Source organism: Paenibacillus endophyticus, assembly GCF_014192395.1.
GTDB lineage: Bacteria > Bacillota > Bacilli > Paenibacillales > Paenibacillaceae > Pristimantibacillus > Pristimantibacillus endophyticus.
Genome location: NZ_JACHXW010000010.1, coordinates 112,100 through 135,565, shown reverse-complemented (window position 1 = coordinate 135,565; position 23,466 = coordinate 112,100). Strand labels below are relative to the sequence as shown.

Genomic DNA, 23,466 nt, shown 5'->3' with positions numbered 1-23,466 from the left:
CCGATAAAATACATAATAAACCTTCAAATCCGCTAAAAAAAATGCTGGATCCGAAGGTTTTTTGAACCTATACAACGTAATAGGTGGAACTGAAAATTTCCAAATACGGCCTATGAGAAGGGATCTTTTGTTTTATTAACTTTGATAACTTCCACAAGGAACATCCGTTTGCAACATGGCCCCTAGCATGAATAATAAACAATAAAGAACATCCGTTTGCAACATGGCCCCTAGTATGAATAATAAACAACAAGGAACATCCGGTTGCAACATGGCTCCTAGCATGAATAATAAACAATAAAGAACATCCATTTGCAACATGGCCTCTAACATGAATAATAAACAACAAGGAACATCCGTTTGCAACATGGTCCCTAGCATGAATAATAAACAATAAAGAACATCCGTTTGCAACATGGCCCCTAGCACGAATAATAAACAACAAGGAACATTCAGTTGCAACATAGCCCCTAGGATAGAGGTAGCCGTAAAATCCAGTTCAGCTAGTCCCTGTTGGATAATGTGCTTTGCTTGAACAACGGTCAATGGAAGATACGCTGAAACCAATCATACTGACAGGTCCTTATTTAAGTTATAACTATATTCCTTGACAGGAATTCTATATAAAGTATATTCAAATGGAACAACATTCTTATAAGGCTGCAGTATCTATAATTCGAGTCTCCTATGACTCGATGGAGGATGTTCTATTTAAACCTGGTAGACATGGATGTATGGGGGATTTCAAATAGCAGAACAAAGGAGATAATAAACATGTCAATTAAAATGGAAAACAATCAGTTAGTCATTACACGAACATTCAAAGCTCCGCGTGATCTGGTGTTTAAGGTGTGGTCGGAGGCGGAGCATTTGAAAAATTGGTGGGGACCGCAAGGATTCAAAATAGAAGTTGCCGAGATGGATTTCCGCCCAGGAGGATCCTTTCACTACAATATGAAATCACCTGACGGTCACGAAATGTGGGGCAAATTCGTCTATTACGAAATTGAAGCACCGGAGAAGATTGTATACGGTAATTGTTTCTCCGATTCAGAAGGCAATATCGTACGAGCCCCATTCGCAGAATCGTTTCCGCTGGAAATACACAATACCCTGACCTTTAATGAAATAGATGGTACAACGGTGATCACGCTTCGCGGAGGGCCTATCGACGTGCCAGAGGAGGAATTGAACTTCTACCTAGGTATGTACGAGTCCATGAAGCAAGGATTCGGCGCAACCTTCGATCAACTTGCTGCATATTTAGAGAGAACTTGAACGCAACAAAGATGAAATTTTACGTCTACCTATTAATTAACGGTATTTTGGACATGCTTGATATGAGCTGAACGACTTCATTTCGATATAGAGGAGCTGGATCTTGAACGAGAATCTGCTTATCGAAGAGAAGAATGTTTGAAATTAACCAATAAATCATGAAACCAATGTTGTCCGCACCCCGTATCACCTTTTATTAGACGCTTTACGCAAGATGCCTTATCGCAACTGAATAGTTAACCCATACGCAAATGGGGAGTAGCTGTCACATAAAAGTCGTCAATACGAGAATGAAAGTTCTCCGGCTTTATGGGCATTGCCGATAAAGGCATTGTTAGCGAGACCTTTGCCTAACAAGGCAAAGGTCTCTTGGCGTTTGGGAGTCAGATGGCAAGCCCATCATTTTATTTTAGGAGGATGTTAAATGGATTTAAGTTTGTTAATGGAGTATGGCTGGGTGTTGCTCGTATTGGTTGCGCTGGAAGGTTTGCTCGCAGCCGATAACGCGCTAGTGCTGGCGATAATGGTTAAGCATTTGCCGCCAGTTGAACGTAAGAAGGCGTTGTTCTACGGATTGGCAGGCGCGTTTGTTTTCCGTTTTGGTTCGTTGTTTGCTATATCGTTTCTGGTGGATGTCTGGCAGGTTCAGGCGATCGGAGCGCTCTATCTTCTGTTCATATCGCTCAACCACATATTCCGTAAGCTTATCATAAAAAAAGCCGACGATTCCGTAGCCAAGAGCTCGGGCAAGGAACCTAAGAAAAGCGGTTTCTGGGTAACGGTCTTGAAGGTTGAAATCGCGGATATCGCTTTTGCAATCGACTCTATTCTGGCAGCTGTAGCACTAGCCGTCGCATTGCCGGCAACAACATTGCCGAAAATCGGAGGCATGGATGGCGGTCACTTTATCGTAATTTTCCTTGGCGGGTTTATCGGTCTGGTCATCATGCGTTTTGCAGCGAATATGTTCGTGAAGCTGTTGGAGAGCAGACCTGCATTGGAAGTCGCAGCGTTCTTCATTGTCGGCTGGGTCGGCGTCAAGCTAGCGGTACATACGCTGGCACATCCATCACTGCACGTGATCCCGCATGATTTTGCGGAATCGACAGGCTGGAAAGTAACGTTCTATGTTGTGCTTCTGCTGATTGCTGTTATCGGCTGGTTCGTATCAGGCGGCAAAGAGAAGCAGGATCGGGCTTCGGAAGCGGCTTAAGTGTAAAATTCGAATATGTACCTGCATATCGTTTCGTTAATAATGAGGGTGCCCGCGGGCACCTTCATTTTTTGTGCAATCACAGGCGCGTCCACAAACTTTAACATGACAAACGAGCAAATATTCGGTATGATGAGCAAGAAAATTTCATAGAAGAAACAGGTGCCAATGATGGAATGAAGCAAGAAATCCATGGATTGGTTAAAAGGGAAGCAGGTTTAATTCCTGCGCGGTCCCGCCACTGTAATGGAGGAGTCTTTGCAAGGCTGCCGCCGGGAAACCGGCATGTTTGCAAGGATGTTGATCCCGAGCCAGAATACCTGCCTGTTTTCATTACACCGTTAACTCTACGATGGATAGGGAGGTGTTTATTAGTGCATGCAATAGTTAGCTGTATAATCTATTAAACCTCTTAACCATTAACGGTGAGAGGTTTTTTTGTATAGATTTATTTCATAAATCGTTTGGACGAATAGGAAGGGGAGTTCATCATGAATACTAATCGATTTATTGCATGGTTGTTAATTGTAAGTGTGTGTATGACAATGCTTTCAGCCAATAGCCAGGTTTCCTATGCAGCAGAAGATGCGAACGAGCATGTCTACGATGTGCTGGACCATACGGAGAGCAGCCAGGAAATTGGAGATGCTGATCTAGCGAGCCTGAACATTGCTGCGGACATAGAAAAGCCGGTTATTAGCTCTACTGGCTTAGTCGAGTCGCAGCAAGTGATTTATCGCAAGCTTAGCTTTACGGCATCAGCTGTAGACACAGCAGATCCGGCTGTACAACTGGCAGTTAAACTCAACGGGGACCTGGTCACAGCCAAGGATGAGACGTACACCGTCACCCTGCAGCCAGGCGACAATGTCATTACATTGTCTGCAGTCGATACGGCTGGTAACCTTGCAGAGGAAAGCTATACGGTTCATTACGCATTCGTGCAGAGCGCAGCAGCCGCGGAGCAGCTTGAGAAAAGTCTCGCTTATTTAGTGAAAACGGTCAAGAGCCCGAAGTTTGGAACGGGTGCCGGCGAATGGACTGTCATCTCTTTGGCACGCGCCAATTACCCCGTACCGGATAAGTACTATGATTCTTACTACTATAACGTGACTGAGCAAGTAAGAGCACTCATGCTGAAATACGGCGGCAAGCTCGATAATAGCAAAAGTACAGAACACGCTCGATTAATAATGGGGCTAGCCTCTATTGGAAGAGACATACATAGCGTGGCGGGCTACGATATTTCACAAGCGCTCGCTGATTTTGATTATGTCATTAAACAAGGGATTAACGGTCCTATATTTGCTCTCATTGCCTTGGATACTCATCAGTACGAGGTTCCATTGGCGGAAGGCGCTGCGGTACAGACTACGAGGGAAAAGCTTATTCAATTTATTCTGAATCAAGAGGTTCAGAAAGGCGCAATTGATGCTGGAGGCTGGGGCTTCGGCACAACGAGAGCAGACGTCGACCTTACCGCGATGGCTTTGCAAAGCCTTGCTCCTTACTACGAGACGGATTCTCATGTAAAAGCGGCTGCGGACAGGGCGGTGCAGTGGCTCTCCGCCACCCAAAACGCACAAGGCAGCTATACGAATTTTGGCTCGACAAGCAGCGAGAGCATCGCACAGGTGATCGTTGCTCTAACAGGCCTTGGGATTGATCCGCATGCCGACCCGAGATTTATTAAAAATAATAAATCACTGATCGACGCGCTTCTAGCCTTCTCTGTAGAAGGCGGGGGCTTTAAGCATGTGGCTACAGGCAAATTAGACGGTATGGCTACTGACCAAGGCACTTATGCGCTCGTTTCCTATGATCGATATTTGAACGGCGAGAATCGTCTTTACGAGATGACAGATGTTCAATTGCGGGATTCGCAGGAAATGGAGCTTCCTTTGCCGGCCGGAGAGAAACCGAGCGTTACTGTTCCGAATGGTGGAGACCCTTATATGGTTCCCGTGCCGACGGGAAATGAAAGCAAGGAAATAACGATTGAAATCCCAGAACAAAAAAATGGCAGCGTAAGCGTCCATTTGCCTTTGAACAGCAGCCTTCCTCAAATCGAGGCTAAGAAGGGCAGCGTCACAGCAGTTATTCCGAAGGGTGCCAAAATCATTGGCAGCGACAGCAATATTTTAGAGCTGATTACAACGTTAGACCCTGCGAATACGACTTTGAAAAATAAAATAGCAGAACTCGTTGCCGAGGGCAGGAAGCTCAGCGCGATTGCTGAAGCCTTCACTATGGGCGGCAGATCCATGGTTGAGTTTAACCAATATGTAACGCTGATCTTTGCAGGCCAAAGCGGCAAAGATGCTGTCTATATTCAAGGCGGATCCGTTCATGCGATTGAAAAATACGAGAGCGATGCTCTCGGCGCTGAAGCGGGAAAGAGCGAATATGCTTATGACAGCGGAAATGACCTGATTGTAAAAACAAAGCATTTTACTGACTTTGTTTCCTATGCGACCAGTGTGTTGGAGGTACCGGGCGGAGGCAACGGAACACCTTCGCAGCCTACGCAATATGTTACCCAGTCGGTGGATAAGCTTGCGATTAACAAGGGTTACGTGCTGCCGTCGGCAAGCGTAGAGTTGAAAGCAGGAGACACGGTATGGACGGTGTTAAAGCGAACGCTGGATGCAGCACAAATCAGCTTTGACTTTGACTGGAATGAAACGTTCGGAAGCGTGTATGTGAAAACCATAGCCGGAGACGGAGAATTTGACCATGGCCAAGACAGCGGTTGGATGTACAATGTCAATGGTGTTTATCCGGATTATGGGGCAAGCAAATATACGCTGAAGCCAGGCGATCGGATTCAATGGCGTTATACGACGAATTTAGGCATAGATTTAGACGCAGGCGGAAATGACCGTAGCCCAATCATTAATGTGCCTAAAGGACTTACGGAGAATTACGTAGTAAGCCTGACCAAATCACAGCTAGACACCGACAACATTACGATAAATATCGGTGATGTACAGAAGAAGGTTATTCTGAATGTTAGCGACGTTAAAGAAAGCATGCCGATGGTTACGGTCGTGAAAGGAGCCGCTTCTTTCATTATCGACAAAGGTACGAAGCTGAATTCCGGGGAGCCGAACGTAGAGTTGTTTTCGGCTTTGAATACCAAGCAAGCTAAAGTAGAGGAACTCATTAACCAAGCGGTAAGCAGCAAAGATAAGTTCGGCAATGGGAATCAATCATTTACAATCGGCAGCGAAGCAAGCGCCTTGCGATTCGATAAACCGTTTACGATCATCGTCAAAGACGGGAAAAATCAGTTGGCAGGCGTCGTCGAGAATGATAAATACGTACCGATTTCGATCTATGCTACAGAAGAAAAAGGCGTGCAAGCAACGAGCGAAAGCAATAAAAAGCCTTATGCGTTCGTGAAAGGAAACGACCTTTATATTAAAACGAATCAAACGGCGAGCTTTGTCACGTATACGGCTAGCAGCAGCTTGGCGCTGGATACCCTTTACAAAGACGCGGATACAATCTCGAAGTGGGCAATCGATGCGATCGGCCAAGCGACGCAAAACGGTTTTGTGCAGGGCAGCAACGGGAAATTCAATCCTAAAGCAGCGGTGACACGCGCGGAGTTTGCGAAAATGCTCGCAGCCGTGATGAACTTGGATACGGCCCCCGGAAAGGCTGGCGCCTTTGCCGATGTGGCGAAGACAGACTGGTTCTATCCCTACGTGGCGGCAGCTAGCAATGCCGGCTACATGACCGGATTCAATCACACATTCAGTCCGAACGACAGCATAACACGCGAGCAGATGGCTGCAACGCTGGTTCGAGCCTTGTCTATTGCGAGTGCAAAGCCGACAGAAGCGATCAAGGATTTGGATAAGGCTTCGGCTTGGGCCAAGGCCGATATAGAAACAGCTATTGCCTCCGAGCTGATGGTAGGCGATCGTAGCGGATTCCTGCCGAAGGCAACGGTGACGAGAGAGATGGCAGCCGTTGCGGCCATGAGGGCCTATAATTTTGACATCATCAACAAGCCTGGAGACGTGAATGCGGATCAAAGCGCACAGGAGGCTGTGCGGAAACAGATCGCCCAAACAGCTGCTTTTATGCAGAATGCGGTTAGCAATCCGACCATTGCGAGCGTAGGCGGCGATTGGACAGTTCTAGGGCTCGCTCGTTCGGAGGTAAGCGTGCCGGACAGCTATTACGCAAAATATTATGCTAACGTGGAGCAGACGCTGAAGGAACAGTCAGGCAAGCTGCATAACGTGAAGTACACGGAGTACGACAGAGTTATTCTGGCGTTGACGGCTATTGGCAAAAGCGTAGAGCAAGCAGCAGGCTATCATTTGCTTGAGCCGCTTGCCGATTACGATACCGTCATTAAACAAGGCATTAACGGCCCGATATTTGCGCTAATCGCGTTGGATAGCAAAGACTACGATATTCCGGTAGTCACAGGTGTCAAGAAGCAAACCACGAGAGAGCTGCTTATTGATTTCATTCTTGGCAGAGAGATTAAGGAGGGCGGCTGGGCATTAGGAGCCAATCCCGCTGCTGCGGACCCGGATATAACGGCAATGGCCATTCAAGGGCTGACTCCTTATTATGCTACGAATGATAAGGTAAAAGCTGCCGTAGACCGAGGCGTTGCATGGCTGTCTAAGGCGCAGATGGCAGATGGCAGCTTTGCAAGCGGCGGATCAGCCAATTCGGAGAGTATCGCGCAGGTTATCGTCGCTTTGGCTGGACTGAGCATCGATCCGCACCAAGATGCTCGTTTTGTGAAGAATGGCCATTCTGCCGTTAAAGCTTTGCTAGGCTATGGTGCGGCAAGCGGCGGCTTCTATCACGTCAAGCAGGGCGGCACGGATAACGGTGGCGCAAAGCCGGGTGAAGTAGATCTGATGGCTTCGGATCAAGCGCTGTATGCGCTTGTAGCCTATAATCGCTTTGTTGCCAAACAAACGCGCCTATACGATATGAGAGATGTGGCTTAACCATTAAGGGGAACGGGGCAAGGGGAGCGAGTTGACCCTTGCCTTGTTAGTTAAGGAGATGCATGAAGCATGAGCAGGAATAAATGGCTGGCGGCGCTTGTCATTGCCGGCGTGCTCGCGATCGCTTTCTTTTGGGGCGGCAATTATCCGAAAAAAGATATGCTGCCAGCTCCGAGCGAGACTCTGGAGGCGGCAGCAACTCAATCTGCTCAGCCAGCCGAGGCGGAGCAAAGCAGCGCACCATCGTCTAGTACGCCATTGCCTTCGGGCAAGGCTGAGCCTGAGGAATCCGTAATGCCGGCCGCTTCCCCGGCAGACGATATGACGACGCAGGAACAAACCGAAACGAAGCCGGAGCAAACTAAGGCAGTTGGTGGAGGCGAAGCCGCTGCGACGGAAGCGCCAACGAAGGCACCGATAATAGTGCCAACGAAGGCGCCGGCAGTAGCGCCAACGAAGGCGCCGGTGAAGGCAACAAGCGAGCCAGCGCAAGCAAAGCCGGGCACGGGCAAGGATAAATACCAGACGGACCCTGTACCGAAAGGGAAACCGAAGCCCGTGGAGTGGCAGGATGCCACAATCGACAAAAGCGAGAAGCTAACCGTTACCTTGTCTGTTAGAGCGGATACGATTCTGAGCAATATGGATCTTTTTAATGAAGATAAGCTTGAGGTGCTGCCTAAAGACGGTATTATCTATAAAACGCAAAAGGTGACTTTCTACGAAGGGGAATCCGTGTTTGACGTGCTGCTCCGTGAAATGAAAAAGAGCAAAATCCACATGGAGTTTGAAATGACGCCTGTGTATAACAGCAACTATATAGAAGGCATTCATAATATCTATGAATTTGATTGCGGCGAGCTGAGCGGTTGGATGTACAAGGTGAACGGCTGGTTTCCGAACTATGGCAGCAGCCGCTATATGCTGAAGGACGGCGACGTCATTGATTGGGTATATACCTGTGACCTCGGTCGGGACGTTGGCGGAGACAATGCGGCGGGGGCTAAGCCATAATGAAGGACCGGTTCTCCAGCTTTCATCCGATCGTTAACTTTGTTTATTTTGCGGCAGTCCTCCTGTTCGGCATGGTGTTCATGCATCCCATTCTACAGACGGCGTCACTTGCGAGCGCGCTTCTTTATTCGATTATGCTGAACGGGAAAAAGGCGGTTACCTTCAATGTGCTCTACATGCTGCCGCTGCTGCTTGTGACTGCGGTCTTGAATCCGCTGTTTAACCATGCCGGCGTAACGATCCTGTTTTATTTGAAAAACGGCAATCCGATCACGCTTGAGTCGATTGCCTACGGCGTATCGGCTGCCTGCATGTTCGTAACGGTCATTATTTGGTTTTCTTGTTATAACGCGGTGATGACCTCGGATAAATTCATTTACCTCTTTGGCAAAATCATGCCGGCTCTGTCGCTTATTTTCTCTATGGTGCTGCGTTTCGTGCCGCGTTATATCGCGCAGCTGAAGGTGATTTCGAATGCTCAGAAATGCATCGGCAGGGACGTGTCGCAAGGCAGCATACTCGCGAGGGCACGCAACGGGATGACGATTCTGTCGATTATGACCACCTGGGCACTGGAGAATGCGATAGAAACGGCGGATTCCATGAAATCGAGAGGCTATGGGCTGCCGGGCCGCACGAGCTTCTCCTTGTTTCGGTTCGATAACCGGGATAAGCTCGTGTTTCTTCTTATGCTGGGACTGATTGCGGTCATATTAACGGGCGCTGTGCTAGGCGAGAATACGATGCGGTTTTTCCCTTCAATTAAAGTACCGGATAAGTCGCTGCTAAGCTTTACCGTTTATATGGCTTATTTGGGACTAGGCCTGCTGCCCGTGATTATCAATGTGCTGGAGGAAGTCAAATGGAAACGTATCGAATCGAGGATGTAGTCTTTGCCTTCCCAGAGAAGGAGAAAGAGGCACTCTCGCATATAAGCTTGACTATTAAGAGCGGGGAGTTCATTACGATTTGCGGAAAATCGGGCTGCGGCAAAAGCACCTTGCTGAGACAGCTGAAATCGATCCTTACCCCGCATGGCAAACGAAGCGGAAAGATCTATTTCTGCGGGCAGCCGATCGAGGAGGTAGATCAGCGCACGCAGGCGTCGGAGATCGGCTTCGTGCTCCAAAACCCGGACAATCAAATCGTCACCGACAAGGTTTGGCATGAGCTGGCATTCGGCTTGGAGAGCCTAGGCTGCGATAGTGCCACAATCAGGCTTCGCGTTGCCGAGATGGCAAGCTTCTTCGGTATCCATACCTGGTTTCGCAAAAATGTATCGGAGCTGTCCGGCGGGCAAAAGCAGCTGCTCAATCTGGCGTCCATCATGGCTATGCATCCGTCCGTGCTCATACTGGATGAGCCCACCTCCCAGCTCGATCCGATTGCGGCATCGGATTTTCTGGAAACGGTAAAGAAGATCAACCGCGAGCTTGGCACCACGATTATTATGACCGAGCATCGGCTGGAGGAGATCATTCCAATTACCGACCGGCTGATTGTCATGGACGAGGGCGCGATCATCGCGGAGGGCTTGCCCGAACACGTAGGTGCCGCGCTAAACCGCATGAAGCATCCGATGTTTCTGTCTATGCCGACGCCTATGCAAATCCATGCCGGAGTAAGCAGCGGCTTGCCTAGCCCGGTTACGGTAAAGGATGGGCGGCAGTGGCTTAATGCGTATATGAGCGGCAAAACTCCGGTCGCCATCGACATCATTGAAGATAGCCCTAAGCAAGCATCAGCGCCTGTTATTCAGTTCAAGGACGTATGGTTCAAGCATGATAGGAATGGTCCGGATGTGATCAAAGATCTGACCTTTACCGTCGAAGCGGGGCAGTTTTATTGCCTTGTGGGAGGCAACGGAACCGGCAAGACGACAACGCTATCGTTAATGAGCGGCATTCTGCAGCCCTATCGGGGCAAGATTCTAATCGGCGGCAAAAATCCGTTGAAAATGAATGTAAAAGAGCTGTTCACGAATAATGTAGGCATTCTGCCGCAAAATCCCCAAACGCTGTTTGTCAAAAAAACAGTCCGCCTGGATTTGTACGAAATGCTGTCCCAGACCGCGTTGACCAAGGAAGAGAAGGCAAGCATGATCGATGAAATGGTTGCTTTTGCGGAGCTGGACCATCTGCTGGACATACATCCTTATGATTTGAGCGGAGGCGAGCAGCAGCGGGCTGCCCTCGCGAAGGTTCTGCTCTTAGAGCCGAGGGTTCTGCTGCTGGATGAGCCGACGAAAGGCTTGGACGGCTTCTTCAAGGAGAAGCTCGCTCGGTTTCTTCAGAAGCTGAATGCAAGCGGGGTAACGATCGTCATGGTCTCGCATGACGTCGAGTTCTGCGCCAAATATGGCGAGATCTGTTCGATGTTTTTTGACGGCAGTATGATAACGACGAACACAGCAATCCGGTTTTTTGCAGGCAATAGCTTCTATACAACGGCCGCGAACCGAATGGCTAGGCATATATGGAGCGATGGCGTAACGATAGAGGGTGTGATTGAGCGATGCCAGAAAAGCCGTTAGCAGGCTCACGGCTCAGCCGCCGCACATGGCTGGCTGCAGTGCTTATTCTAGTGGTCATTCCAGCCACGATTGTATTCGGCATCGTGGTGCTGGATGATCGGAAATATTACTTCATCAGTCTACTGATCGTCTTATATACGATGATCCCGTTTGCGCTCGTGTTCGAGAAACGAAAGCCGCAGGCGCGTGAGCTGATCGTCATTGCCGTATTGGCAGCGATAGCCGTAGCGGGAAGGTCTGCGTTTTTTATGCTGCCGCAGTTTAAGCCGGTTGTGGCAATTGTCATTATTGCTGGCGTAAGCTTTGGCGCGGAAGCGGGCTTTCTGGTTGGGGCGACCGCGGGGTTCGTTTCCAACTTCTTCTTCGGTCAAGGACCATGGACACCTTGGCAAATGTTTTGCTTTGGCATTATCGGCTTCCTTGCAGGCATTCTGTTTCAGAAGGGATTGCTGAAGAAAACCAAGCTTTCGCTTTGCGTTTTCGGTGGGCTGTCCACCTTTTTTGTTTATGGCGGCATTATCAACGCGGGCTCCGTCACAATGTTCTCATCCGAGTTTTCTTGGAAGACGCTGGCTGCTTCCTATGTATCGGGCTTCTGGTTTGACATCGTACACGCATCTGCAACGGTGTTATTCCTATTCGTGCTGGCCCGTCCTATGCTTGAGAAGCTGGACCGAATCAAAACGAAATATGGCCTGATCGAGCCGGGGGGCAAGTAGATAATGAGGCATTAGAAAGACGTAACATGGAAAAAGGGCAGTGAGGAGATCGAGTTAGATCCTCCGCACTGCCCTTATTTGTGAACGATGCTCCGATTATTGAATGGCTTGCAGGTGCTCGCCAAGGCGGTCCCATGTTTCCGTAATGCCTTGCTCCATACCCATATTCATAACGGCTTGGAGTGATTCTTCTGATGGGTAAGTCGACTGGCTGACAAGCTTCGTCCTATTGCCTTCCAGTGCTTCAAAGGTCATCGTAATATGAGGGGAAGGCATGCCTTCCGTTACGTTGCCCTCTGCATCAGAGAAAAAGTCGACATAGATGATTTTTTCATTAGGTACGATTTCCTCATAGACGGCTTTGCCCCATGATTCAAATCCGAAGAAGTCGCCTTGATTCTCGTCCACGCATTTCATGCAATAATGCCAGACGCCGCCCGGGCGGAAGTCCACTGAACAGAACGGAACCTCCCAGCCGCGTGGCCCCCACCATTGCTTCAGATGCTCTGCCTGCGAGAATACTTGGAAAACAAGCTCGCGCGGAGCATTGAATACGCGCTCTAGTACGAGGACAGGACCTTCTACTCGGGAAATCATTGTGTTCGACATTTGTAACTCCTCCTTAGTTTTGGTCAGGTTTGGTATCCTTTTGTTGCGAGCTTTGCAGCTTCTCCAGATACTTATCAAGCGAATCAAAGCGTTCTTCCCACATTCGCCGGTAGCCTCCCAGCCAGGAGTCGAGGGCTTGGAACGGAACAGCGCTAAGCTGGTAGTTCCGGCGATTGGCGTCGGCGTGTACCTCAACGAGCCCGGCTTCGAGCAGGACCCGCAGATGCTTCGAGGCTTGCGGCTGGCGAAGCTGTAATCGGTCGGCGATATCACCGACCGTCAACGGACCGTTAAGCAGTAGCTCTACAATGCGTAAACGGTTCGGTTCGGCCAGTGCGCTAAATGTTGTGATCTCCATTTAGGCCACCTCTTTTCTTGTGCTGCTAGCCTTTGTTATATTTAAAATATACTCCAATTCGAATATTCTTGTCAAGGAATATTCAAAATATAGATGCTCGCTGTCTGATTTCGTTCACTATCGCTAACGCTTCCCGTAAATGCTCCACGCTCCCACCGTCATTAAATTTCTCCACTAATTCTGCTACAAATAGAATATCATTTGCTGCTCCGTAATCATTTACTGTAAGTGCCAACGCTTCATATACGACAGGTTCAAGCGCCTGGCTATCGATGCGGGTTATATACGTTCCGTCCCACGAAATAATTCGCTCTAGGCGCTTGCTCGCATCTTCGAGCGATAAAGTCACAGCGGGCCTGCTTGCGAATGCGTCGGGAAACAAGGTCTTAAAGGCTATCCCAACAATAATCAACACGGCTAGAATAATAGCGATTATATCGCGTTTTAAATTCGTAGACATGGAAACATACCTCCCAAAGATCTTTTACATATTTTATAATACTAAATCTCTTAATGTGTAATAAATAAAAGTTTTCCTGCGACATATGAAACTGATGGTTAACTCTTCTATAGTAAATAATTCATCTCCGTCCAAAAATTAAAAATACGCTACAGACTTTTCAACAGCGAAAGACGCTAGGTATGTTGACAAGTGGGAAAAAATAGTGGTATTAATCAAAAAATGAATAATGAATTACAGCTATATGCCGATAATGTTAAAGTAGAACAAGCAGATCGACACATAATGAAAGTTCAACAAGGTTCCGTTACTTCATACTTTTCATATTACCCTATTAAAGGTAATGGGGTCGAGATGGAGTCACTGTAGTAGATATTGTGTGCGGTTGCCTGTGTTGGAACGGCTGTTTTAGGATGCTTTGGTTTTTTGCTTGCTGCTGATATCGGAGCAGGGGCGGTAGTTGGTTTATGTGTAGGACAGTGTAAATGACAATGAAGAATTGATCAAAAGAGGAATCTGGTTTACTAGATCCCTTTTTTGATCAGATATTAATCGCGTGGGGTGAACTTATAATGAAAAATAAATCAATTAACATTGTTTTGCTTTTTATCAGTTTAGCAGTACTTTTATTAGCCTTTACAGGTAAAGACCTGATTGAATATCATGCCGTTATAGGGTGGGGCGGTTTCATCGTTTTAACTAGCATAAATATAGTTCTACTTATAAAAAATCGTTGCACTGAAGATGCCTGACCGTACGACTCACTCGTTGGAGGTTGTCTTTGGTATCGCAGTTGGTTTGATAATGCGTCATATAAATTTCCATAAATATTAAATTAAACCCAAGCTTCGCCGATATCATATTTAGGTAAAATTTATGAAATATGTAAGTTTTACAAATAATCACTTGGGGTGGACTAGAAATGCAATGGTATACGAAAGTCATGAAAAATTATGTGGGGTTTACCGGCAGGGCAAGGCGCATGGAGTATTGGATGTTTATTCTCATGAATGTTCTTATATCCATAGCGCTAGTCATTGTTGAATCGATTGTAGGTTTGACTGGCGTATTATCGGGTCTTTACTCGCTGGCAGTACTGCTGCCTTCATTAGCGGTATTGGTTCGCAGGCTGCATGACATTGGAAGAAGTGGAGTGTGGATCTTTATCGGACTGATTCCGTTTATTGGTGCAATTGTGCTGCTTGTATTCTCATTTATGGAAGGCCAAGAAAGCGTAAATGAATACGGCCCTAATCCAAAGCATTTTGGTTAATATTTCATACATAAACAAAGACGAGAGCTCTCCGTTGGAGCTCTCGTTTGCTTCTCAGGCTATTGCGCGCGACCCTCTTTGAGCATCGCTACCGTTTTGTCGATGCGCCGCAGGCGGGTTTCTTCCGTTTTCGCGTCTTCGATTGCCAGTACGAGCCGGCGTTTGTTGCTATAGGATAGTCCTATGAAAAAAGTGTTTGCTGCTGTCTCCGCCTCAAGTGCGGCTGCGAGGTCGCTTGGCACAACAACTTCACGCGGTGCATGGTCCAGCTCGATATCTACGGTAACTTCCTCCCCGGCAGCGACACCAGCACCTTTTCGATTCTCCGCGCTTAAAGGAACCATGAACCGGCCGCCCATTGTGGCAACTGTGGTACGGTAGCTGTAAGCATTGATCGTGATGGTCACAGCGGGCTTCTTGCTTGTGCCAAGCGCTGCTACGATCTCCTCAGGCACGGCGAAGCCCGTTGCGGTCTTGCCGCCAAGCTCAATAACGGATTGGAATTTCATAAGTTATGCCTCCATAATTATTCGAATGTTAAAGTGGATTCTTTAAAGCAAAATCTGGCCGTCAGTTAACGGCAGTGGAGAAGGCTTGCCGATCAAATAGCCCTATGCTAGAGAAATAGGCTGCGATTGGCAGTCTGCCATCTCTTCTTTGTCTTCGATACGACTACGTCGCCGAATGCCTGCGCAGATTTGACTGCAGCAGCGTGAACCCGTAAATTTTAAAAACACGATATAGAATGGAATACTACGTTGAGTTGCACGCCTCATAACGTTTATAATAATACGATAATATTAAAAAAGAAAAGGTGTCATTCATGAGCATATTAAATGTAGAACGATTAAGTCACGGCTTCGGGGATCGCGCGATCTTCAATGATGTATCCTTCCGATTGCTGAAGGGCGAGCATATTGGGCTGATCGGAGCGAACGGCGAAGGTAAATCGACCTTTATGAACATCATTACAGGCAAGCTGCAGCCCGATGACGGCAAGGTGGAATGGTCGAAGCGGATGCGTGTCGGCTATCTGGACCAGCATGCGGTTCTGAGCAAAGGCTCGACGATTCGCGACGTGCTGAAGGGAGCTTTTCAATACCTGTTCGATATGGAGCAGGAAATGAATGATATGTACGGCAGAATGGGAGATGTCACGCCGGAGGAGCTGGAGAAGCTGCTTGAGGACGTAGGTACCATTCAGGATACGCTGACGAGCCAAGATTTCTACCTGATCGATGCGAAAATCGAAGAAACGGCGCGCGGCCTTGGGCTGACCGATATTGGACTGGACAAAGATGTCAACGATCTAAGCGGCGGTCAGCGCACAAAGGTTTTGCTGGCAAAGCTGCTGCTTGAGAAGCCTGACATTCTGCTCCTGGATGAGCCTACCAACTATTTGGACGAGCAGCATATCGAATGGCTGAGGCGTTACCTGCAGGAGTATGAGAATGCGTTCATTCTTATCTCGCATGATATCCCGTTCCTTAACAGTGTTATTAACTTGATTTATCATATGGAGAATCAAGAGTTGAACCGCTATGTTGGAGACTATGAGTACTTCCAGCAAGTGCATGAGATGAAAAAGCAGCAGCTGGAATCAGCGTTCAAGCGGCAGCAGCAGGAAATTGCCGACTTGAAGGACTTCGTTGCCCGCAACAAAGCGAGCGTAGCGACACGGAACATGGCCATGTCCCGCCAGAAGAAGCTCGACAAGATGGACGTCATCGAGATTGCCAAGGAGAAGCCGAAGCCGCAGTTCAACTTCAAGGACGGAAGAACATCAGGCAAGCTAATTTTCGAAACGAAAGAGCTAGTGATCGGTTATGACAGCCCGTTGTCCCGTCCGCTTGATCTGCGCATGGAGCGCGGACAGAAAATTGCGCTCGTTGGCGCGAATGGCATCGGTAAGACTACGCTGCTGCGCAGCATTTTGGGCGAAATTCAGGCCATATCGGGAACGGTTCAGCGCGGTGAGCACCAGCAGGTCGGTTATTTCCAACAGGAAATGAAGGAGACCAACTACAGCACCTGTATCGAAGACGTATGGAAGGAATTTCCTTCATACTCGCAATTCGAAGTACGCGCAGCGCTGGCGAAGTGCGGTCTTACGACGAAGCATATCGAAAGCAAGATCGCCGTGCTAAGCGGCGGCGAGAAAGCGAAGGTGCGCCTGTGCAAGCTGATCAACAGCGAGACGAACCTGCTCGTGCTCGATGAGCCGACGAATCACTTGGACGTAGATGCAAAGGACGAGCTGAAGCGTGCGCTCAAGGCGTACAAAGGCAGCATCCTCCTTATTTCTCACGAACCGGAATTTTACCGCGATGTCGTAACGGATACGTGGAACTGCGAATCCTGGACGACGAAGGTATTCTAAACCGCTTTTCCAAAAACCTGTCTAATCGCTCGGGATTAGACAGGCTTTTTTTAAATATAGGAAAGTATATCATTTCGCCAACTTTCTCTATATTTCTACGCGAAACGTAAGCTTAGCCGCCAGAGGACGGCTTCAGCCGTTTACGCTTGGTAGCAGCCGGGCATTTTAGCAAAAATGGAGCAAAGAAGGTTAAACGGAATGAATGATCGCGATCAGCAAGTGTACAGGTTCAGCGAAGCGCCGATTTGGGAGCTGCAGCGTGCCTATTTCGAAGAGCAGGGAATCGAGGCGTGGCAGCGCGAGGAAGTGCCGCAATATATTACGAGCAATCCGGTCATTGCGACCGCTTATGCCGAGATGATATTCGGTTTCCTTCAGGACAGGGCGGCCCAAGACCGCGCGTCGGAGAAGGTTACGATCGTTGAGCTCGGGGCAGGCTCAGGGCAGCTGGCGTTCCATGTGCTGAAGGAGCTTTCGGCGCTTATTGCGTTCGCGGAATTGGCGCTCCCGCCGTTTCGTTATGTGATGACTGATTTACCGGCTAAAAATATATCCTTCTGGCAGCAGCATCGCAGCCTGATGCCGTTCGTAGAGCAAGGTCTTCTTGATTTCGCGCAACTTGATGCGACTAAGGATAGCGAGCTGCATTTGACGGAATCGGGAGAGAAGATCAATGCGGGACAATTGGGGCAGCCGCTGCTCCTCATAGCCAACTATTTTTTTGACAGTATCCCGCAGGAGCTGATCTATGTCGATGAGGGGCTAATTTATGAGTGCCGCGTTTCCCTGAGTATGGAAGAGGGGGAGGGGCAGCTGGACACTGTTGGCATGCTGGGGAGAATGGTGCCGGAATACCATTATTGCAGAGCTGCGGAGTATGAACAGGACAACTATCCTTATCGCGAGGCAATCGCGCTGTACAGGGAGAAGCTTGAAGATTCCCACATCCTTTTCCCTATTGCGGGACTTGAGTGTTTAGAGAGGCTTGGGCAATTATCCCGAGCGGGCTTTGTCCTGCTAACGGCAGACAAGGGCGACCACCGGATTGAAAACTGGGCATTCGCAGAGCCGCCGAAGCTGATTCACCATGGAAGCTTTTCCTTGACGGCGAATTACCACGCGATCCAGCATACGTTCGAGCTGAAGGGTGCGCGTACCCATTTCACTGAGCATCATTACAAAAACCTGAACGTAGGCTTCATATTGATGGTGAATCAACCTGACGGGTACATCCAGACGCGCCTCGCCTATCGCCGTTATGTCGATCGTTTCGGTCCTGATGATTTTTTCAGTTTAAAGCTCTGGTTCGATGCGCATCTGGATACGCTGGAGCTCTCGCAGATATTGGCTTTCTGGCGCCTTGGACGCTTTGATCCGCAGCTGTTTCTGCAGAGCGCAGGCCGCATCGAGGATTTGCTGGAAGACAGCGGGGAAGAAGAGGCCGAGGATTTAAGGCAGGGCATGGTTGCAATGTGGCAAAGGTATTATCCGCTGGATGAGCGGCAGGATTTAGCGCTTATTTGCGCGATGCTGCTTTACCGGCTGGAGCTGTACGAGGCTGCGGGAGACTTCTATGAAAAGTCGCTTGCCAGCCACGAGGGAACGGCCGAAACGTTGTATGGCATGGCGATTTGCTGCTATGAATTGGAACGGGAGGCGGAGGCGCTCCTTTATGCGGAACGCGCGTTAAGGCTGGACCCCTTGCATGAGGGAGCGGCTGCGCTGCTTGCGCATTCGGAGTAAATAGAAAAGGCGGGTCAGCATTCGTTGCTGATCCGCCTTTTTTGCATGCGAGGCTGCTCCTCTACGCTCTTAAGCACAGATGTTATTCTTCAATGCCTTCAAGTACGGCTTCGAATGACGTATTGGTCAAGAGACCTGCCCGGAGGCAGGCGGTTTGGGAACGGAATCAGCTCCTCGATTGCGGCTGCAAGCGGTAATGCTTGGGGCTTACGCCGTAGAAGGCGCTGAAATGCCGGGTAAACGGATGGATGGAGGAGTATCCAAGCCGTTCGGCGATGGCGGTAACGCTAGTCTCGCTCTCTAGCAGAAGATGCGAGGCACGTCTCATGAGCAGCTTATGGTGATAGGCTTTGGGCGTCAGCCCGGTCTCGCGCAGAAATAAAGCGTGGAAATAGGTTCGCTTCAGACCGCAGAAGGTCCACCACGTTTCAACCGGCTCGCGCTGCTCAGGATGGTCATTCAAATGAGCAAGCAAGCGGACGATTCGGTAATCGGTCGGCTGATGCGTATGGATGGTGTTATGCCAGCTGAGAACCCATGCATACAGAAGGCTGTTCATCATCTCCGTCCGGTAATACACCGCGTTATGGTAGAGCTTAGCGAGCGTGACCAGCGACTCATACAGCTCCGGATAGGGCTGCAAAGAAAAGACGGAGGGCAGGCTGTCCAGCTCATCACAAGGAAATGACAATGCCTTCTCGCCGAGCTCGAAGGGTTCCGGCGCATAGATGAAGGTTCGATTGGCAGAGACTGGCCGAGCCTCGCTCCATAGATCGAAATAAAGATTATGCGATGATAAAGGGTGGTCCGGCGAAATATGGAAGGCATGCTGCTCCCCAGGCCTTAGAAATATAAGCGTGCGGTTCTCAATCGCGTACCGTTTTCCGTTGATTTCCATTTCTCCGGGTCCGTCGGTGAAAAGATGGAAAGCAAAAACGCTGCATACCCGCAGCTTTTCGTTCGAGCTTCCATCATAGAGGTAGTACATCGAGTCTCCGACATGAGGAGTCATTTCGTTCAAGCCTCTCACAGCAACGCCGCCTCGCTTTCCTTATTCCTAAAATATAGCGGATGATTTGATAAATTTATGGATCGTTGATCAAATACGATAGTGTATGTAAATGATACAATAACTGCATTATTAAGAATAGATCCCTGCGGTATGTTGCGGATAAATTATCAACCTATTTTATCGTATCGAAAGTTTTTTGCAAGCTGCAAAAAGGAGGCATGCTCTTGCGGTTTAAAGAAAAAGTCGTACTTGTCACCGGCGGGGGCTCAGGGATCGGCGAGGTAAGCGCGCAGCTGTTCGCCGCGGAAGGCGCGCATGTTATTGTAGCGGATCGGAATGGAGCGGAAGGGCAGCGCTCGGCCGATGAGCTATGCAAGCGCTATCCAGCATTGAAAGGGCTTCCACGCGCAGTTGCGATGGAGACGGATGTCTCGCGGGAGACGGATGTAGAAGTGCTGCTGGCTCAAACGGTACAGCTGTACGGCAAGCTCGACGTGCTGTTCAATAATGCGGCTGTCATCTGCTCGAGGCCGCTTGAAGAAATTGATGAACGCATGTTTGACCAGCTGTATGCCGTTAATGTGAAAGGCGTTTATTTGATGATTAAGCATGCCATTCCGCATTTGCGCAGATCAAAAGGGAGCGTTGTCAATATGTCCTCCCTTAACGGGCTTGTCGGACAGCGGCAGAATCCGATCTACGCCGCGTCCAAGGGCGCTGTCATCGCATTGACCAAATCGCTTGCGCTCGATTATGCGCAGGATGGCGTAAGGGTCAATTGCGTATGCCCGGCAGGAGTGATGACGCCGCTGCTGGACGAGTGGACGAGGCAGCAGCCTAACCCTGCCGAAGCGGTGCAATCGCTGAATGCGATGCATCCGCTTGGAAGGCCTGCAACTTCCGAGGAGGTTGCCCAAGCCGTACTGTTTCTGGCATCCGAGCAGGCCGCCTTTATTACCGGGGTTGCCCTGCCAGTCGAAGGCGGCGCCTCGCTCGGCTATTAAACGAAATCAAGGGAGAGCTAACGATGAAAATTACAAAAGTAGAAACGTTTGTGCTGCATGTGCCGATTGACCCGCCAATTACCGATGCGATAAATGTTGCGACGCATTGGGGATTGTCTGGTGTCCGCATATATACAGACGAGGGGTATGTCGGCTACGGCTACACGGGAACCTGCGCGCATGGCGACGATATGATCGTCGATACGATCGACCGTTATTATGCGCCTGAGCTGATCGGCAAGGACCCTTTTATGGTAAAGGAAATTTGGGACACGCTTCGTTTTGGCAAAATGCACTGGATCGGTCGCGCGGGCATCACGCATATGGCGCTGGCAGCAGTGGATATCGCACTCTGGGACATTATGGCGAAGGCGTCGAACAAACCGCTGTGGCAATATCTTGGCGGTCATAAATCGAAGGGCATCAAGGCATACAATACGAATGGAGGCTGGCTGAACTGGTCGAAGGAGCGTCTGCTTAAGGACGTAACGGATATCGTCGAGCAAGGCTTTACCGGTGTCAAAATCAAGGTCGGCAAGTCGAATCCCCATGAGGATTACGACCGTGTGAAGGCTGTGCGGAAAGCGATTGGCGACGAAACGATCTTTATGATCGACGTGAACCAGCAGTGGAACATTAATACGGCGATGACGTGGGGCAAGAAACTGGAGGAATTTGATCTGTTCTGGCTGGAGGAGCCGCTTAACCCGGATGATATTATGGGCCACAAGAAGCTGGCCGACGCGTTGAACGTCCCCATTGCGCTGGGCGAACATGTGTATTCGAAATATGCTTTCCGTGATTATATCCATCAAGGCGCGATCGAATATTGCCAGGTTGACGTGACGCGGGTTGCAGGCATTACGGAGTGGCTGCAAGTCGCTGGACTTGCCGCCTCGTACGACATTCCGATCTGTCCGCATGTCGGTGATATGGGACAGATTCATCAGCATCTGGTAGCTGCTACACAAGGGGCGATCATGCTGGAGTACATTCCATGGATCAGATCGATTTTCGTTGAGCCGGCTACCGTCGTTAACGGACAGTACGTGCTGCCGGAGATGCCGGGAGCTTCCACTGAAATCATTCCTCGTTATTTCGACGAATATCGGATCAGATAGCGGAAGAGAGGAGTATGTCTATGAGACTGAAGGGTAAAATCGCGCTCCTGACCGGGGCGGGCTCAGGTATCGGAAGAACGACCGCCGAGCTGTTCGCCAGAGAAGGCGCGACGGTGATTGTGAATGACATCGATGAAGCAAAGGGGCTGGAAACGGCTCAAAGCATCCAAGCAAGCGGGGGGAGCGCAATGTTCCTGCACGCTGACGTGACGGATCCCGGCTCGGTGCGCATGATGGTCGAAAACGCGATACAAGCCTATGGAAGAATCGATATTCTATTCAACAACGCCGGCATTAGCGGTGTCGGTGCCATTCATGAGATTGAGCCGGAGGCATGGGACCGCGTCGTGCAGGTCAATCTGCGCGGGGTATTCCTGCCGTCGAAGTACGTGCTCCCTTACATGATGGAACGCAAATCAGGCAATATCATCAATATGTCTTCCTGCATTGCTGAGATTGGACTGGCGCGGCGGGCCTCCTACTCTGCAACGAAAGGAGCGGTGCTGGCGCTGACCAAGTCCATGCAGGTCGATTATGCCAAATACAATATACGCGTGAATGCAATATTGCCGGGAACGATTATGACGCCGTTCGTCGAGCAATATTTGCAAAGCTCGTACGACGATCCCGAAGCGGCTATTGCGGCCATTAAAACACGCCAGTTGAGCGGTCATTTAGGAAAACCGGAGGATGTGGCGAATGGGGTGCTGTTTTTGGCGTCCGACGAGTCCTCCTTCATGATGGGCTCCCCGCTCTATATGGACGGAGGCGTCGTATTCGGCAAGGATGCTTGATGAAAGAGAAGCGAGAGGATGATGGGACAAGATGAAGCTGGTCACGATAGAGCATGAAGGACAGTTTAGGCTGGGCATCAAACGGAATGATGGAATTTTTAATATTTCTGCGGCACTTGAAAGGTTCCCGAATGCAGGCATCTCTAGCGATGTAATGGCAGTAATCGAAGGCGGAGCGGAGAGCCTTGCCGCTTTGGCCGCATACGCGGATCATGTGCTTGAGTCGGCGGAGACTTTAGACGGATTGCTTATGCCTGAGGAGGGCGTTCGCTTTGGGCCATGCGTCACGAGGCCGAATAAGATCATTTGCGTCGGCTTGAATTATAGGAAGCACGCTGTAGAGACGAATGCGCCGATCCCCGAGTATCCCATTCTATTCAACAAGTTCAATAACACGCTTACGGGGCATCGCGAAAATATTGCGCTGCCGGAGCGTGTCACCTCGCAGGTAGATTATGAGGCGGAGCTTGTCATCGTAATTGGTAAGACAGCTAAGTATGTAAGCAAGGATGAGGCGCTGCAGCATGTGTTCGGCTACTGCAACGTCAATGACTTGTCGGCTCGCGATCTCCAGATGAGGACCCAGCAGTGGCTGCTCGGCAAAAGCTGCGATGATTTCAGTCCGATCGGCCCGTATCTGGTGACCGCGGACGAGATTCCGGACCCGAATAATCTTGAAATCAAATGCATCGTGAACGGAGAGACCCGTCAGCATTCCAATACATCCGATATGATATTCCCTTGCGATGAGGTCGTTAGCTACATTTCGCAGCATATGACGCTTGCGCCAGGCGATATTATTCTGACAGGCACGCCGGAGGGTGTCGTCCTTGGCTATCCGGAGGATCGCCGGGTCTATTTGAAGGACGGAGACGTCGTTACCATTGAAATCGAAGGCTTGGGCAGCCTGACCAACCGCCTCATTAGTGAAGCCAATACGACTATATAGCTAAGGGATGGATACAGC

General features: G+C 49.5%; 20 protein-coding genes and 1 riboswitch. Of the genes, 15 read left to right on the top strand and 5 right to left on the bottom strand.

The window, feature by feature from the left end; genetic code table 11:
- The first annotated feature begins 774 nt into the window (after nt 1–774).
- From FHS16_RS17440 to FHS16_RS17410, 7 genes are all read left to right on the top strand, one after another.
- Nucleotides 775–1,278 (top strand): SRPBCC family protein, encoded by a 504-nt coding sequence (locus FHS16_RS17440; RefSeq protein WP_183565182.1) that lies wholly within the window; start codon nt 775–777, stop codon nt 1,276–1,278.
- A gap of 424 nt (nt 1,279–1,702) precedes the next feature.
- A complete protein-coding gene (locus tag FHS16_RS17435) occupies nt 1,703–2,491 on the top strand; it encodes a MeeY/MeeF family manganese export membrane protein (RefSeq protein WP_183565180.1) in 789 nt (262 codons plus the stop codon).
- 143 nt (nt 2,492–2,634) lie between these two features.
- Nucleotides 2,635–2,833: riboswitch (cobalamin riboswitch) on the top strand.
- Between the two features lie 149 nt (nt 2,834–2,982).
- Nucleotides 2,983–7,479, top strand: a complete 4,497-nt coding sequence (locus FHS16_RS31810) for an S-layer homology domain-containing protein (protein ID WP_246431807.1) — start codon at nt 2,983–2,985, stop codon at nt 7,477–7,479.
- A gap of 69 nt (nt 7,480–7,548) precedes the next feature.
- Nucleotides 7,549–8,493, top strand: a complete 945-nt coding sequence (locus FHS16_RS17425; RefSeq protein ID WP_183565177.1) for a DUF4430 domain-containing protein — start codon at nt 7,549–7,551, stop codon at nt 8,491–8,493.
- Entirely contained in the window at nt 8,493–9,383 is an 891-nt protein-coding gene (locus tag FHS16_RS17420) for an energy-coupling factor transporter transmembrane component T (protein ID WP_183565174.1), read from the top strand. Before FHS16_RS17425 ends, FHS16_RS17420 begins: the two co-directional genes overlap by 1 nt.
- Nucleotides 9,356–11,026, top strand: coding sequence for an ABC transporter ATP-binding protein (locus FHS16_RS17415; RefSeq protein ID WP_183565171.1), 1,671 nt, complete (start codon nt 9,356–9,358; stop codon nt 11,024–11,026). Before FHS16_RS17420 ends, FHS16_RS17415 begins: the two co-directional genes overlap by 28 nt.
- Nucleotides 11,008–11,745 (top strand): ECF transporter S component, encoded by a 738-nt coding sequence (locus FHS16_RS17410; RefSeq protein WP_183565168.1) that lies wholly within the window; start codon nt 11,008–11,010, stop codon nt 11,743–11,745. The genes FHS16_RS17415 and FHS16_RS17410 overlap by 19 nt, the downstream gene beginning before the upstream one ends.
- A 96-nt stretch (nt 11,746–11,841) precedes the next feature.
- On the opposite strand, the gene FHS16_RS17405 is transcribed toward FHS16_RS17410, so the two are convergent.
- The 3 genes from FHS16_RS17405 to FHS16_RS17395 form a co-directional block, all read right to left on the bottom strand.
- Nucleotides 11,842–12,354, bottom strand: a complete 513-nt coding sequence (locus FHS16_RS17405) for an SRPBCC domain-containing protein (protein WP_183565165.1) — start codon at nt 12,352–12,354, stop codon at nt 11,842–11,844.
- 13 nt (nt 12,355–12,367) lie between these two features.
- On the bottom strand, nt 12,368–12,712 hold the full coding sequence (locus tag FHS16_RS17400) for an ArsR/SmtB family transcription factor (protein ID WP_183565162.1): 345 nt from the start codon (nt 12,710–12,712) through the stop codon (nt 12,368–12,370).
- A gap of 82 nt (nt 12,713–12,794) precedes the next feature.
- Nucleotides 12,795–13,172 (bottom strand): hypothetical protein, encoded by a 378-nt coding sequence (locus tag FHS16_RS17395; RefSeq protein WP_183565159.1) that lies wholly within the window; start codon nt 13,170–13,172, stop codon nt 12,795–12,797.
- A 572-nt stretch (nt 13,173–13,744) separates the two neighbouring features.
- Between FHS16_RS17395 and FHS16_RS17390 the strand changes: the two genes are divergently transcribed.
- Together FHS16_RS17390 and FHS16_RS17385 are read left to right on the top strand one after the other, a co-directional pair.
- Nucleotides 13,745–13,924: a hypothetical protein gene (locus FHS16_RS17390; protein ID WP_183565156.1), complete on the top strand. Its 180-nt coding sequence runs from the start codon at nt 13,745–13,747 to the stop codon at nt 13,922–13,924.
- Nucleotides 13,925–14,094: 170 nt separating this feature from the next.
- Nucleotides 14,095–14,445, top strand: coding sequence for a DUF805 domain-containing protein (locus FHS16_RS17385; RefSeq protein ID WP_183565153.1), 351 nt, complete (start codon nt 14,095–14,097; stop codon nt 14,443–14,445).
- 59 nt (nt 14,446–14,504) lie between these two features.
- Here the strand turns inward: FHS16_RS17385 and FHS16_RS17380 are convergent, their stop codons facing one another.
- Nucleotides 14,505–14,954, bottom strand: coding sequence for a YdeI/OmpD-associated family protein (locus FHS16_RS17380; protein WP_183565150.1), 450 nt, complete (start codon nt 14,952–14,954; stop codon nt 14,505–14,507).
- Between the two features lie 314 nt (nt 14,955–15,268).
- Here FHS16_RS17380 and FHS16_RS17375 point away from each other — a divergent pair, with 314 nt between their 5' ends.
- Together FHS16_RS17375 and FHS16_RS17370 are read left to right on the top strand one after the other, a co-directional pair.
- Nucleotides 15,269–16,825, top strand: coding sequence for an ABC-F family ATP-binding cassette domain-containing protein (locus FHS16_RS17375; protein ID WP_183565147.1), 1,557 nt, complete (start codon nt 15,269–15,271; stop codon nt 16,823–16,825).
- Nucleotides 16,826–17,023: 198 nt separating this feature from the next.
- Nucleotides 17,024–18,568: an SAM-dependent methyltransferase gene (locus FHS16_RS17370; RefSeq protein ID WP_183565144.1), complete on the top strand. Its 1,545-nt coding sequence runs from the start codon at nt 17,024–17,026 to the stop codon at nt 18,566–18,568.
- A gap of 166 nt (nt 18,569–18,734) precedes the next feature.
- Here the strand turns inward: FHS16_RS17370 and FHS16_RS17365 are convergent, their stop codons facing one another.
- Entirely contained in the window at nt 18,735–19,598 is an 864-nt protein-coding gene (locus tag FHS16_RS17365) for an AraC family transcriptional regulator (protein WP_183565141.1), read from the bottom strand.
- Nucleotides 19,599–19,804: 206 nt separating this feature from the next.
- On the opposite strand from FHS16_RS17365, the gene FHS16_RS17360 reads away from it, so the two are divergent.
- The 4 genes from FHS16_RS17360 to FHS16_RS17345 are packed head-to-tail and all read left to right on the top strand — an operon-like array spanning nt 19,805 to nt 23,448.
- The gene (locus tag FHS16_RS17360) at nt 19,805–20,584 is read left to right on the top strand and encodes an SDR family NAD(P)-dependent oxidoreductase (RefSeq protein WP_246431806.1); all 780 of its coding nucleotides are present in this window, start codon (nt 19,805–19,807) and stop codon (nt 20,582–20,584) included.
- Nucleotides 20,585–20,607: 23 nt separating this feature from the next.
- On the top strand, nt 20,608–21,705 hold the full coding sequence (locus tag FHS16_RS17355) for a mandelate racemase/muconate lactonizing enzyme family protein (protein ID WP_183565135.1): 1,098 nt from the start codon (nt 20,608–20,610) through the stop codon (nt 21,703–21,705).
- A 20-nt stretch (nt 21,706–21,725) separates the two neighbouring features.
- Nucleotides 21,726–22,499 carry an SDR family NAD(P)-dependent oxidoreductase gene (locus FHS16_RS17350; protein WP_183565132.1) on the top strand — a complete coding sequence of 258 codons (774 nt, stop codon included), beginning with the start codon at nt 21,726–21,728 and terminating at the stop codon, nt 22,497–22,499.
- Nucleotides 22,500–22,530: 31 nt separating this feature from the next.
- Nucleotides 22,531–23,448, top strand: coding sequence for a fumarylacetoacetate hydrolase family protein (locus FHS16_RS17345; RefSeq protein WP_183565129.1), 918 nt, complete (start codon nt 22,531–22,533; stop codon nt 23,446–23,448).
- Nucleotides 23,449–23,466 lie beyond the last annotated feature (18 nt).